The sequence below is a fragment of the Desulfosporosinus sp. SYSU MS00001 genome (assembly GCF_049943955.1).
In the GTDB taxonomy this organism is placed as follows: domain Bacteria; phylum Bacillota; class Desulfitobacteriia; order Desulfitobacteriales; family Desulfitobacteriaceae; genus Desulfosporosinus.
In genome coordinates this window covers 124,294-138,752 of the sequence record NZ_JBNFTW010000005.1, presented here as the reverse complement: position 1 = coordinate 138,752, position 14,459 = coordinate 124,294, and the positions used below count along the sequence as shown (strand labels likewise).

Here is a 14,459-nt window from a genome sequence, read left to right as displayed (position 1 = left end):
TAACATACAGGATAAATATTTAATCGATAAGGACGATCTCTTTCTAATATTCAAATTATTTTTTTACGTTCCAACAACTACTTTCTATATGTGATTTTTTATCAGGGCCAATAAATTAACTTACGCCTTGATTTGATCGCTATGTTTAATAGTTTGTTTCCCCCCTTCCCTTCTTTGCCCTTATACCAAGAGTTATAGATAGGCTTGCTCTTTCAGCCTTGACGCCAGTTAATTGGATAAATTCACGCCAGTCTTGGAAATATTCACAATCGAACTAGGATTAACTGAGGGCAACTGTCCCTCCTCTCGAACTTCCAAGTTAATTTGATCTCTAACTTGAGTAATATCCGGGTATAGTGTAAATCTTGTTACCCCATAACGTTCAAGTTCGGCTAGAATTTCAGAAATTCTGTCAGCAGCCACACAGATCTCAACTAAATAATTTGATGCATCTGCAAAGAGATTCAATGGGGTAATCTCCTTTTCATGAGGAAATACAGTAAAAACCCCCTTTTGAGCCACAATGTGAGGGTTATTTAAGGGGCCGATAACTGCAGCTGGTTTTTTGTTGTCAAGAATTTTAGCATTAGGACCAAAGTAAAGATCAACAATTTCTTCGTCAACATTAGGTATATAGCCAGGCTTAACAAAACTATGGAAGGAAAATGCTTCATTGAGGCGAACCGGGTTTAGAATCCAAACTGCTGCATCCGGTCGGCCATCATTTGTTCTTCGCCCATCCAAAGCAAAGAAAAGACCAGTAAGGGCGTCGCGACTCCAATCCATAATTCGGGTCGGAACTCCATAATGTTGCATCATAAATAGCCAGTGCCAGTATGCGGCCTGACCATTGGGAATTGGGAAAGATGGTAATTCTTGAACAAATGGAATAGCATAGGATTTAAACTTTGATAGATAGATAATCTCCATAAGAGGATTGAGCGGACTTCGAGCGATGCTGGGGATTAGGTCCCACCGAACGGGTTTTGCCGGTTGGTTTAGTTCATTTTGACCACGGTACCATAGTTCACACCTCCCAGTCATAGGACAGATTTTATCAAACGCTTTGTCTACGGCATTTAGATACTCTTCAACATTTGTAATCCGCGTAAAGCAACTAGTAACTGGACCTGTTGGTTGTAGTTCAACAGCCATTTATCCCACCTCCCCTATAGAATATGAAGGGAAGTGTATGTTCGCGTCATCCTAAATAGGCTGACTATGAAATAAAAAACTGCCTAAGTGTTTGCAAAACGCTTCGGCAGTTTTTTATTTTATCGTTGACGTTAGCTTAGTAGAATGGAATTACTTCGCGGCATATTTCGGAAGTGGTTGATGAGCCTCTTTCTTCTTTTCATATTTGTGATACATCCAAAACGCGACGACTGTGAAGAATACAGGCCCTGAAATCATCCAAAGCGTTGATTGCAGATCTCCTTGAGTGGCTGGCTGAATAATCGTAAAGAAATTAGCAAAACCAACTGTAAAAGTCACAATGATTGTTACGAACAATGCAGATTTGTAGCTCTTAAATACTACAAAGGGTTTCGTAATATCAGTCTTTTTCTTAAAGGCTGCATAGGCTCCTGAAATGAACATACAGGGGATAGTCATGGCTACATTTGTCATCAACACTAATTTATTAAAGAAGGCTGATGCTGCCTGTCCACCGAACGATACAATAAAGATCATGGCAATGACAACGAAGCATTGAATCCACATAGCATTTATTGGCATACCTTTTTTTACTTCACCCATCTTCCCTGGCCATAATTCAGAAGGTGTCCCTTCAATCATTTGCTTTAAGGGAGCATAAATCAAGGTGAAAAATGCCCCAGTCAAGGCCAGAAACATGGATAACCCTACAAGACGTGCGACCCAGGCACCGAGTGTTAAGGCAGAAGCCTCATTTAGACCCAACCCATGACCGACCTGATAGCCTAAATTTTGCATTACAATATAGGCAACATTGGCCATATTAACATTATTGGAAGCTAAGACATGATTCCAGTTGATAAAAATACCCACTAAGAAGATACCTAATGAATAAGCAACAGCAATAATTACGGCAGAAATGGTAACTGCTTTGGGAAATACTACTTCGGCTTTTTCCGTTCGGTCAACCAATCCCCCTACAGCTTCAATACCTCCATAGGCAAATAATGCAAATACTATAAAGGAGAGCATTGCTAATGGAGTTCCATAAGAGTGGTTGGGTGATTTTATAAAGGATTGAGCTGAAAGAATAGGTTGAGCAAGATGACCATGATTAGCTGCAAGAACAAACAATGCACCGACTAAAAGAACAATATTTAGCAAGGCTACAGCTGTACCGCCGATTGATGTTACCTTAGTAATTTTGTCTAAGCCTTTGGAAGCAATAAAAGTAACAAGGATAATCCAGACCATTCCTAATAAACCTAAAGTCTGAGTTGAACTCAAACCAAATAAAGTCCACGTTGAAGTTGTATCTTTACCGAAGATAGAGTTAGATAAGGGAATCCAGATCGCAGATGCTACGTTAACCATCCATACAACATAAGATGCGTACCACATAAAAGTCCCTATAAAGGCGTACTTAGGTCCAATAGATTCCTCCATCCAAGAATAGATTCCGCCCTTTTTGTTTTTAAATGCAGCGCCATATTCCGCTAACATAAAGGCATACGGAAGAAAGAAAGTAATTCCGGACAGTAAATACCAGGGAATAGCACCGTATCCCATTAAGTAAAAGGATCTCGGCATATTCGTGAAGCCAAAGACGGAAGTAAAAATCATTAAAACTAATGGTAACAAAGTTAACTTACCTGTGCTCTTTTCATTTGCTGCCATTTTTATACCCCCCTTTGGAATAAGTTAATGTAAACTTAATTATAATTATTTTGATAAATAATACAATACCTTTAAGTTAAATTCAAATAATAATATTATTCTATGTTTATTTAAAGGACTTTTGTTTTCATTTCAGAGATATGTAATATGATTATTTTAAAAATTAACGATCTGTGTTATAAAACTGTGCTGTAAGTTTTTTTAAAAAAATTTTATGTTTATTGTTAAAAATGATTAAATTTAAATAAAGATATAAAACAGCCAGGAAATGTTCTGTCGGTTTTGATGAGGTTTAATACTCTAAAATAGAACCCTTGTGAACGAATGATTGAGTGAGTTCAAACTAGTCCCGGTCTGTATATGCGCATATTGTTTCTTTGTTGATGATGATCGTTATTTTTTTCTATCTAAAACTAAAGAGCGACCCGAATATGGGCCGCTTTCTGGCTTTCATCTTTTATTATTTTGGTAATACTTATTTAAAGTTTACTTTTGAGAATCAAGTATAAACAAAGATGCATCATGGTTCATGAATAGTTTACTTCCCGCATAGAATGTTTTGGATTGAAAGGCTCGATACCCCAGTTTGGTCATAAGATCGATAAGCTCTTCTTGATCAAATCCGTTATGGACTAAATCTGAAGATACCTCTTCATTTTTATTAAAATCTACGATTATTAAATGCCCTCCCGGATTTAATATATCGTATAACCTTGCTAAAACTAACTCGATATCATTTATATGGAGAAGAACCTGAGCCATAAAAATATAGTCAGTCTGTAGATCCTTTCGGCCTTCCTTTTCGAAATCAAAGCATAAGGTATCTGCATTCTGAATATTAAAGTCGGCAATTTTTTGTTTTATTTGATTAAGCATATTTGGTGATGGATCAACAAAAAGCATAGTATTGAAGTCCTTTAATAAGTTGAGACCAACTAAACCAGTTCCACAGCCAAAATCAATAGCCTTTTTATGATTTGTGTCTGCTAAATGCTCACGAATAGCATCTGACGTAACCTTCGCAATTTGGATTCTTTCAGTTGTGTCATATCTATTCGCCATCATTTCAAAGATATTGATATTTCCCATTATTATCTCTCCAATCTGTTCTAATTTGAAATACTAATACACAGAAGCATCAAAATAATAAGGTTATCCTAGTAAAGTAAAGCATTACCATTTATTTTACCATTCTTATTATTTTTTTATCGAAGGATAAAAAATTCTTTCTCGTGGAGATGTCCAGAATATATCGTCAAAATCTAATTGCATGGCAGGGTATTGATAATAAAAAAACGCTGCCTTTCGTCAAGACAACGCTTTTTATATGAGTTTGTTAGCTAGAGCATAGTTTCGATTCAACTTCTGTTGAACGAGTTCACCCGTTAAATCCCTTTCTCGACAATATGTTTAACTAAGTCAACAACTCGGCACGAATATCCCCATTCATTATCATACCAAGCCAACACTTTAACCATATGATCACCAAGCATCGTTGTTGAGAGTCCGTCAACAATGGCACTGGCAGAATTACCGTTAAAATCATGAGAAACAAGGGGTAATTCTGTATAATCCAGATATCCTTTCATGTAGCCCTCTGCAGCTTCCCGCAGACAAGCATTTACTTGGTTTTTACTTGTAGGTTTAGTTAGTAGAGCAACAAAATCGACTAAGGATACATTCGGTGTAGGTACCCGCACAGCTATTCCACTCATCTTGCCAGCCAATTCAGGTATAACAAGAGTTACAGCTTTAGCTGCACCTGTTGTTGTGGGAATCATAGATTGATAAGCGGCGCGAGATCTCCGCCAATCTTTATGTTTAACATCAACTGTTCGTTGATCGTTAGTAACTGAGTGGGTTGTAGTCATCATTCCTTGTTCAATACCGAAATTGTCGAGCAAAACTTTCGCAACAGGTGCAAGGCAATTTGTTGTACAAGAAGCATTAGAAATAATATGATGATTTAATGGATCATAGTTGCTTTCGTTAACTCCCATAACAATAGTAATATCTTCGTTTTTTGCGGGAGAAGTAATAACAACCTTTTTAGCCCCAGCAGTCAGGTGTTGGGCAGCTTTGTCACGTTGTTTGAATTTGCCTGTACACTCTATAACAATATCTATGCCAAGGTCTCTCCATGGTAAATTTAGAGGGTTTCTATCGGCTACAATTTGAATACGTTTTCCATCAATAATTAACGAGTTACCATCTGCTTCAATTGTTTGAGAAAGAGTGCCATGAAATGTGTCATACTTAAGTAAATGGGCTAACATATCGGGACTGCCCATATCATTAATGGCTACAATCTCAAAAGGAAGGGCTTGACTAAGGGCAGCACGCAGTGTTAGGCGGCCAATTCTACCAAAACCAGTAATTGCTACGCGGAAACTCACTTTTTAACCTCCTCAAATCACATCGATCTATGTTGATTTCACAGAACATAATTCTGCGTTTATGATCAAAATTCCTTCTTTGAGGATGATTATTTTCTTATTTTTTTGCATTAAAGCCCTAATAATAGTATTCCAAGTTTATATTCACCAACATAAATATACTAATGTGATGAATATTTTCCTAAAAATGTTTTTAAAGACATGTTGCAATAACTTAAATTTTCATATTCTTGTTTAAATTCTTATTTAAACTATTGGAATAAGATTTTTGAATGACTGGTTTTAACAAAGTGTTAACGTGAGCTGCGATTTCATAAAGAATCTCCGATGTGAATACTAATGTTATAAACACCGCAAATCCTGAGAGAATAAAAATCTCTTCTATCCCCTTTTCTTGATACAACAACGTTGATTTAAAAACAACATATTTAATAATAAAACCATGTAACAAATAAACTATCATTGTACGTGATCCCTTTTTTGTAAAAGGCACTTTAAATTGTGGAATTAGCGCCAATATTCCAAAAGAATTTAGAAATGAAATTAAATAAACGGCTAAACGATATGCCCATGTCCATTGATTAACAATTGCCAAGCTTGAATATGCGTAGCTCCCGTAAAACCAACCCGGATTATCCAGGTTTAATTTATGAATTAACAAGGGAGTTAAGCATAAAAATAATACGCTGACTAATTGAACCGCTGGATGTTTAAGTTTCTTAAACCATTCCCGTTTAGCATAAAAACCAATTAGATAAAATGGAAAAAAGGTAATTGTTCTGGATAAACTCATGAAGTATCCAACATGATAGGTATAACCAATGATCAATGCCAGAACAGTTGTCAAGAGAATGGGATACCTAAGCTTTATCACATAGGGAGTTACCATTTGCCATAACGTTGAACTCATGAGAAACCACATAAGCCAAATAGGAATTAACACGTTGATATTTAAATCTTGTCCTAAAGTTACAACGTAAAAAGCCCAATACAATATGTCAAATATGAGATAAGGAATAATAAATTGTTTTAAAACCTTTAGTAATCGCTGATAACATGAGAGTTTGGCTGTCCTTTTATAGAAATAACCTGAAATAATTATAAACGCCGGCATATGAAAACTATAGACCGTTAAATAAATATCCTTTAGCAATGAGTCTTGGTTTATAAGGGGTTCTATTAAATGCCCAAAAACAACAAAAAAAATTAAGATAAATTTTGCATTATCAAAGTAAAAATCTCTTTCTAGAATTTGTTTAGACAATGGTGTTTCATCCCTTAATAATTTATATCCACTACTATAATCGTCATTTCTGAACTAAATCTTAATCCCTCCTGAATTTGAGCTGAAGGTTTGCTGCACTAAATAAGTATAAGAACAACAAACAAAAGCAAAAAGTCCAGTTTTACCGGACTTTTTGCAATCAATGGATTATAAAATAATGAAATAAGTCTTTCTTCTACGGCAAGTGGTCTATTTATATGTCATATAAAATTGATTCATTCTGAGGGAAAATAGTAAACGATGTTTAATAATGTCTTTGTAATTAATGATACGATGCTTAGAGCTGATTGCTGCAATTTAATACATCTTTAATTTTATGCTTAACCATATTTTTAATGGCTTCTCTAGCGGGTTTAAGATATTGACGCGGGTCAAAGTCAGCTGGATTGACCGCTAGATGTTCACGGACAGAAGCAGTCATGGCAAGGCGAAGATCAGTATCAATGTTTATTTTACATACCCCCATTGTTCCTGCCTTGTGGAGTAACTCTTCAGGTACGCCTTGAGCTCCTTTGAGTTCTCCCCCGTACTCGTTGCATTTAGCTACGAACTCGGGTAATACGGTCGATGCTCCATGCAATACCAATGGAAAACCAGGAAGCAGAGCAGTAATCTCTTGGAGGCGTGGAAAATCGAGTTTCGGTTCTCCCTTGAATTTATAGGCTCCGTGACTGGTTCCAATGGCGACAGCCAGAGAATCACAGCCCGTTTGATGGACAAATTCTGCGGCTTGTTGGGGATCAGTGTAACTACTATCCTTGGCACTAACATTTATTGCATCTTCAACCCCGGCAAGCCTTCCTAATTCTGCCTCTACAACAACACCTTTAGCATGGGCATATTCTACAACTTTTTTTGTCAAAGCGATATTGTCGGCAAAAGGCAGCTTCGAGCCATCGATCATGACGGATGTAAAGCCACCGTCAACACAAGCCTTGCAAATTTCAAAATCTTCCCCATGGTCTAGATGTAAGGCGATGGGCAAACCGGTGTCCTCTACAGCGGCTTCTACTAATTTCATTAAGTAAATATGCTTAGCATATTTACGTGCTCCCGCAGAAACTTGGAGAATAAGCGGGGCGTTTTCTTCCTTGGCTGCATCTACGATTCCTTGAATAATTTCCATATTGTTAACATTAAAAGCTCCGACAGCACATTTACCATAAACTTTCTTAAACATTTCTGTTGTCGTTACAAGTGGCATTTAATTCCCTCCTAAGAAGTTAATTTTTTTGGTTGAGGTATAATTTCAACGTTGCTTTTTTCGAGTTCGCGCTTGTACTCTTTTTTCTTTAACATCTTCGGCACAAACTAACGATTTCCTCCTTAAGCTCGAAATGATAAACATGTCCTTTTAGCAGTTACTAAAAGGATTTAACATTAAGTTCACTTTCCCCATTTAGCAGATCTTCTATTCCCATGATTATTAATATCAGGTTATAGTAGGTATTATGAACAATTCAAAAATAAGTACTGAAATTCTCAATTACTCCTTAAGACGATAAGAAGGAAACTACGCTTTCTGTAATTTTTCAGCTAATTTTGGAGAAGATCCTTGGGCTCGCACATCGGGTAGGATTAAGGCAAGAATAATCCCTAGAGCCGGAAGCAGGCAAATAATGTTCATGGTAAAGGGCAAGCCCATATAATCGGCAATTGCGCCAAGTAATGTTACACCGATTGAACCCATGCCAACCCCAAAACCAAGCAAAAGTCCCGAAGCCAGCCCAATATTACCAGGCAAAAGTCTTTGTCCAAAAACTACTGTCGTAGAAAATGTTGAGATTAACGAAGCACCGACAATAAAAGCAAAAACTAGGATCCAAGAGCCCTTTAAATGCAAAAACGGATAGACAGTGATTAGACAAAGAACCATGGAAATTAATAGACCATTCCTTCCTCCGAAACGATCGGCAAAAGGCCCTCCAATAATGGTACCCAGAGCTCCAGCAATTAAAAATGCACTGACAAGATAGTCAGGCTTCAAAATACCACTTAAGTTATGGAAATAAAAAGGTATGAAATAGACTAGGCCGGATTGGATCCATGATCTTATAGTAACATACAAGATTAGAAAAATTAAGCTTCCTACCCTATTACTGCTGGTAAGCGCTTGACCCCTATTGTCCCCCTGTTTGGACATGTTCTCAGACAGGATCTTCTTGAATTTAGGCAATAAAAGCAGAAACCCCAATGATACTAGAAGTCCCGGAATGATTACACCTTCAATTGAATTCAGACCAGAAAAGCTGAGAACAAACATAGCTAATAAAGGACCTAGGCCATATCCGATATTTCCTCCCACAGAAAAGATTGCCATGGAAGAGCCAGCTTTACTGTCTTCGCTGATAAAATGAGCAATTTTAGATCCTTCCGGATGGTAACCGGCTACCCCTATGCCGCTCAATAAAACCACAAATAAAAGTAAGCCGTACGATTTAACGATTCCAGTAAGAGCCAGACCGAATCCGGAAAGGAAAAGCCCCAGGGGCATTAACCAAGGCATGCTGTGACGATCGCTTAATACGCCAAAAATTGGCTGGATAATTGCTGAGCTGAAGGTAAACGCCAGAGCAATGATACCAACTTGAAAATAGCTTAAATGAAAGCTTTGGGCCAGTAAAGGGGACAAGATAGGAAGAATCCCTTGGCTCAAATCAACAACCATATGACCGATGCTTAAATACCATAAATACGGATTCACTATTCTATCGCCTCATTTTCTACGTCCTTTTCCTAAATTACGAAGTGTTAGAATTACTACGGCATGATTCGTATTTATGATTTCAACATTATCTCTTCATTTCCTCTCAATTACCTGAAAATATTTAAAGAAAATAATTATCATGATCTATTTCTTATACTTCTTTAGAGTTTCTAAGCCTTCAAACACTTCATCCATCGGCAAATTTCCTTCAAGAAGCTCAGCTGGGTCTTTTTTGGTTAATCGTTCGTAAAAGGCTATTCCTTGCCTTAAAACGGCATCATTTTGCTTATCCGTTTTCAGCAGATTAAAAAGAACATCCTCTGCCTTTCCGTAGTTTTGTATGAGTTCGTAATATTGAAACAGCAATACTTTGCTTTCCTTAGGTAAATTAAACCATCCAATTTTCTCGAGGAGTTCATCAATCTTGTTATTATGTTGTTCTGCGATGGGATTGTTTTGCTCCACTAAAACATTAAGCATCATATTTAAATTCTTTCTGTATAAGTTTTTTGCTCTCAAAGTCTCTCCTTTAAGGTCATAAATATCCGCTTGATATGTTAATAATTCACTGAGCATGAGATGTTTCTCAGAATTAATAGTATTTCCACTTATCTTATGGATCAAGATATCATAAGGAAGTGCCTCGATAACTTTTATATCCAAGTCAGTGAAAGACTTTAATGTCTCATTAAGAACTTCTTGACTTTCTTCAACATTCTTCTCATCCTTTAATCCTGCAATCCTACTGATTGCTGCGGTGAACTCTTTAACCATTTTCATTAAATAATCTTTTTCTTCAAACATTTTTCTACTCCAATTCCCCGAACATATTTATAGTTACAGTTTAGTATATCCTTATTTCTTTAAAGATTTCTATAGTTCTTCTAAGGATTACACAACGATTACCTGCTGCCTGTCACTGTTAATTAAGTTTGGAAATATCTGATGTCACATTACTTATACTAAATAAATGAACGAATGATGAATAAGAAATCGTTAAAAATAAGACTATGATCATTATATATTTATTTAATTTAATGTAGAACTACTTAAATTAAGGGGGAAATAATTAATGAACCTCAAGACGGTCGAGCTTACTAGGGGCATACTTGAAGTTGATCCAGCGAATATCTCCGGAGAAGAAATCGCAACAATTAACGCCAACTTGCACCGGGGTGCCAGTTTGGTTAATCTGGAATCAAAGGGGGGGAAATTAATATTTACCATCGAAAAAGAACATAAGACTTCATCAGCCAAAAAAGCTCCCGAATAAAGTTAAAGAAAAATAAACCAGGTTTTCAGACCCGGTTTATTTCAGATGGTATAAGAATTTCAAAATAAAGTATAATCAAGGATTACCACCAAAAACCGCCCCAGAAAGGTCGCCAAAATGGTCTAAAACCAAATCCAAAACCCCATCCCCAAGGTCCAAAAAACATTTGTATCACCTCCAACGTTATTTCACTACTAATATATGGAAATGGAGTATATGTGTTCCATATATAGCGGTCAATAAAATTGGAATTATAAGCTCGACAAAGTTAAATGGTCACCTTTTTGCCGTTGGTACTATCGGGATTACCCCTGAGCAAAGTTTTTTAGTACATTGCTCCGGTTTTGCAAGAGACAATACGATCCCAAAAATTACGAGAATAAAACCTACCCAGTGATAGCTGGATAACGATTCGCCAAGAATAAAGACACTTAAAATAATGGTCAGTACTGGTTGCAGGTTACTTAAAATTGTAGCCTGGCCGCTGCCAATAAGATTAATTCCCACGAGATTAAGGAAAAAAGCAAAGCCTGTTACAAAACATCCCATATAAATGATCAATAGAAAGTCGAATAATGTAAGATGCCAAGGCGTACTGGTAAACTGCCAAACTCCCGGAGGAACTAGCAAGATGGTGCCAAAGGCAAGAGCGTAGATGGATGTGACCAGTGAGGAGAGTTTTTCCATAATTTTTTGACCAAGAACATAGAATATTGCCATTGATGAGACGTTGATAAAAAGAATAATATCTCCGAGACCTAATTTTAAGGTGAGCAGATGATGTAAGGAACCTTCAGTAAATACAATTAAGAGGCCTAAAAATGAAGTTACGATACCTAAAAATTGAAGCTTATTCAATTTTGCTTTAAATCCAAGGACTAAAAGAGTATTGGTTAAGGCTGGGGACGTTGCAGATATGATTGAAGCATTAGTACCTGAAGAGTATTGCATACCGATAATAAACGTTAGATATGCAAGGGTAATGCCGAAAAAGCCCAAAACAAAAAGCTGGAATAAATCTTTTCTGCCAGGTTTTGCTGATGTTTTGACCCGTGACCACGTTAGAGGCACAATGATCAGAAGTCCAAGTACTCCCCGTAACGCGGATAAACCAGCGGAAGGAACATGACCGGCAATTAACTTACCAGCAATGACATTTCCGGCATATAAGACTGAAGAAATAATCAGAACGGAATAAGCCTTTATTCGTATTTTAGGAGAACTTTGCTTTGTGCCCTGCTTAGTTGGTGTTGTGGATACTTCCATTGTTATTCGCCTCGTAATTCTCGATAAATGGACGATTGATTTAAGTTAAATCAAATCAATTTATATTACCATATTTCTTCTAGCTTTCGGAACTTAAATCATAAAGATTTAAGTTAAAACTGATCACTCAAATAATCATCATTCTGATGAGGGAAACTAAATAATCCGCCTGATAACAGGCGGATTATAAATATTTGATCTTAGAAATGACGTTTTATGTAGGTTAATGAACTAATTTAAAGATTTTAAAAGTTGTTGATAAATTTCTTCTGCAAGGTTGTTTTTAATTTTGTCTTTTGCTCAGTGGTCAAAGTCATTGTTGAATTATTCTGGAGTCTGCGAATACTCATTGCTGCTTGAAGAGCGGGATTTAATCTGCTATTTTACTGGAATTAAGGATACTCTCTAAAGTTGAAACTAACCTGTATACTTCCTGAAAGTTTCCTGAAGATATTTATGTCTACCCTCTCAAGCCTTGTCTTCTTAAACCATAAATTCCCTCTGGTCGTCCAAGCTTCTGACACATACATTAGATCAACTATAATTGTATTTTGTACAGAGGAGAATTAAAATGGGAATTCACGTAATTAAGTCCGGTGAAACCTTAAGTAAAATTGCTAAACTCTATGAGGTTCCATTGGATACGCTCGTTTCTGCCAATCAAGTTCCTGATAAAGATCGTTTGGTTGTCGGGCAAACTTTAGTTATTCCTACTGCTAGTTATCAAATTTCCAGTGCCAAACCTACCATTGATGTCAGCGCGTATTTAGATCCCAGAATCACAAGAGATCTCTCGGGCCAGACGATTGACCAGGTTGGACGTGATCTGACGTATTTAGCACTCTTTAGCCATGCAGTAAATCAGAACGGAAATCTTAGTCCTCTCGATGACCAAGCCCCCATTGCAGCAGCCAAAAGAAACCGGGTTGCTCCATTATTAGTGCTAACTAATTATATTGGCGGGCAATTCAGCAGGGATTTGGCAACAGCTATTTTTAATGATGTAAATTTACAAGATTATATCTTAGATCAGGCTCTCTTTTTAATGGAAGAAAAAGGCTATCAAGGTTTAGATTTTGACTTTGAGTATCTTGGTGGAGACAATAGGCTAGGATATCTTCATTTTTTACAGAGAGCAGCTGCCAAAGTAAAACCTCATGGCTATTTTTTGTCGGCTGCTGTGGCGCCTAAGGTAAGTGGTGAACAACGAGGAATTTTGTATGAAGGGCATGATTATGCGGGAATTGGCCAGATTGTAGATTTTATGTTTATCATGACCTACGAATGGGGTTGGTCAGGTGGTGAGCCTATGGCTGTTTCTCCAGTCAATCTAGTGCGCAACGTCATGAACTACGCCGTGAACGTTATACCACGACATAAAATTATGATGGGAATTCCCCTTTACGGGTACGACTGGACTCTGCCTCATGTACCTGGAAAATGGGCCCGCTCTATTAGTTCCCAACAGGCCCTGAAATTGGCAATTCAATATGGAGTTCAGATTCACTATAGCAAAACCTCCCAAGCCCCATGGTTTAAATATCGTGATCTCCAAGGCAGGCAGCATGAAGTTTGGTTTGAAGATGCCCGCAGTATCCAAAGTAAGTTTGATTTAGTCAAACAGTTGGGCATCCGAGGCTTTTATTACTGGGTATTGGGTCACGAGTTTCCACAGAACTGGCTATTACTCGAAGAAAATTTTATGGTTCGGAAATGGTAAATTTGATTAAACTTTAAAAGCATGGTTAACCAGACACATAAGAAGGTTAGCCATGCTTTTTGAAAATTCTTATTTTTAACTTGCTGCCATACCCTTGGGGTTTTCTGTTGCTTTTAGTCATCTTATAGGAAAATAGTAGAATGAAAATTTGAACTTAAACGTTAAAAAAAGATTTCAGGTTCTTTTCGTGAAGAAAACTCTATTTCTAATTCTACTTTATGCCTTAAATAATTCTCATCGTCATAATACTTAGCATTAGAAGGGCACTTTTTTATACAGGCCCCGCATTTGATACAAATGCCGGTTAAATTCGAAACATCTTCAGGATCAATTGAACCCATAGGGCAAACAGAGACACAAAGTCTGCATTTATTACAATCGTCATTTGTTTTAGGGGTAACCTTGCGTATGTCTACTGGATTACCTTCTTTACTTTTTGGCATATAGTATTTTCTATAAGGCTGATTTCCTTTGACACTGACAATAGTAAGCTCCTCAGGTGATGTTATTTTTTTGGCGATTTGATTAGCGAAGCCATCAACAATCTTCATATCTTGTTCATCAGGTCGATTTTGGGCAAGGATTTTTGAAAATGAATGTTCCCCAATAAAAGCTCCTCCGGCTATCACTTTAAAACCATTATTGGTAAGGATATCTCTTAATTCGATTAAGGCATCATCATAGTTTCTATTTCCATAGACAACAACTGCAATAGCTAAGGCACCATTGCCGATTATACTATTCAAATAGTTTAAGAGGACATTCGGGACTCTTCCGGCATAGACAGGAACCCCAAGAATCACCGTATCATCTGCAGAAAATGAGATAGGCTTTAATCTTACTTCGGGCAAGGTAAAATCAATGGAATATGTTTGGCGATCAATTTTCTTAGAAATACTCCCTGCTATTCCGGTAACGATCTTTTCGGTAGTGCCAGTAGGACTAAAATAAATGGCGTTGATGGTTCGACTCATTGGAAA

General features: G+C 37.0%; 12 protein-coding genes. 2 read left to right on the top strand and 10 right to left on the bottom strand.

What is annotated here, in order from left to right; translation table 11 throughout:
* Positions 1-228 precede the first annotated feature (228 nt).
* From ACPUYX_RS11080 to ACPUYX_RS11045, 8 genes are all read right to left on the bottom strand, one after another.
* Positions 229-1,155, bottom strand: coding sequence for an FRG domain-containing protein (locus ACPUYX_RS11080; protein ID WP_426379721.1), 927 nt, complete (start codon positions 1,153-1,155; stop codon positions 229-231).
* A gap of 150 nt (positions 1,156-1,305) precedes the next feature.
* A complete protein-coding gene (yjeM, locus tag ACPUYX_RS11075) occupies positions 1,306-2,832 on the bottom strand; it encodes a glutamate/gamma-aminobutyrate family transporter YjeM (protein WP_426379720.1) in 1,527 nt (508 codons plus the stop codon).
* A gap of 486 nt (positions 2,833-3,318) precedes the next feature.
* Entirely contained in the window at positions 3,319-3,921 is a 603-nt protein-coding gene (locus ACPUYX_RS11070) for a class I SAM-dependent methyltransferase (protein WP_426379719.1), read from the bottom strand.
* A 296-nt stretch (positions 3,922-4,217) separates the two neighbouring features.
* On the bottom strand, positions 4,218-5,228 hold the full coding sequence (gene gap / locus ACPUYX_RS11065) for a type I glyceraldehyde-3-phosphate dehydrogenase (RefSeq protein WP_426379718.1): 1,011 nt from the start codon (positions 5,226-5,228) through the stop codon (positions 4,218-4,220).
* 214 nt (positions 5,229-5,442) lie between these two features.
* On the bottom strand, positions 5,443-6,492 hold the full coding sequence (locus ACPUYX_RS11060; RefSeq protein ID WP_426379717.1) for an acyltransferase family protein: 1,050 nt from the start codon (positions 6,490-6,492) through the stop codon (positions 5,443-5,445).
* Positions 6,493-6,790: 298 nt separating this feature from the next.
* Positions 6,791-7,717, bottom strand: coding sequence for a class II fructose-1,6-bisphosphate aldolase (fba, locus tag ACPUYX_RS11055; protein WP_426379716.1), 927 nt, complete (start codon positions 7,715-7,717; stop codon positions 6,791-6,793).
* A gap of 309 nt (positions 7,718-8,026) precedes the next feature.
* Positions 8,027-9,217: an MFS transporter gene (locus ACPUYX_RS11050; RefSeq protein ID WP_426379715.1), complete on the bottom strand. Its 1,191-nt coding sequence runs from the start codon at positions 9,215-9,217 to the stop codon at positions 8,027-8,029.
* Positions 9,218-9,364: 147 nt separating this feature from the next.
* Positions 9,365-10,024, bottom strand: coding sequence for a DUF6483 family protein (locus ACPUYX_RS11045; protein WP_426379714.1), 660 nt, complete (start codon positions 10,022-10,024; stop codon positions 9,365-9,367).
* Between the two features lie 268 nt (positions 10,025-10,292).
* Between ACPUYX_RS11045 and ACPUYX_RS11040 the strand changes: the two genes are divergently transcribed.
* Positions 10,293-10,493, top strand: a complete 201-nt coding sequence (locus tag ACPUYX_RS11040; protein WP_088225414.1) for a hypothetical protein — start codon at positions 10,293-10,295, stop codon at positions 10,491-10,493.
* Positions 10,494-10,769: 276 nt separating this feature from the next.
* On the opposite strand, the gene ACPUYX_RS11035 is transcribed toward ACPUYX_RS11040, so the two are convergent.
* Positions 10,770-11,759: a DMT family transporter gene (locus ACPUYX_RS11035; protein WP_426379713.1), complete on the bottom strand. Its 990-nt coding sequence runs from the start codon at positions 11,757-11,759 to the stop codon at positions 10,770-10,772.
* A 571-nt stretch (positions 11,760-12,330) separates the two neighbouring features.
* Here ACPUYX_RS11035 and ACPUYX_RS11030 point away from each other — a divergent pair.
* Complete coding sequence (locus ACPUYX_RS11030; protein WP_426379712.1) at positions 12,331-13,479, top strand: glycosyl hydrolase family 18 protein; 1,149 nt, start codon at positions 12,331-12,333, stop codon at positions 13,477-13,479.
* A gap of 161 nt (positions 13,480-13,640) precedes the next feature.
* Here the strand turns inward: ACPUYX_RS11030 and ACPUYX_RS11025 are convergent, their stop codons facing one another.
* The gene (locus ACPUYX_RS11025) at positions 13,641-14,453 is read right to left on the bottom strand and encodes an EFR1 family ferrodoxin (protein ID WP_426379711.1); all 813 of its coding nucleotides are present in this window, start codon (positions 14,451-14,453) and stop codon (positions 13,641-13,643) included.
* Between the last annotated feature and the right edge of the window lie 6 nt (positions 14,454-14,459).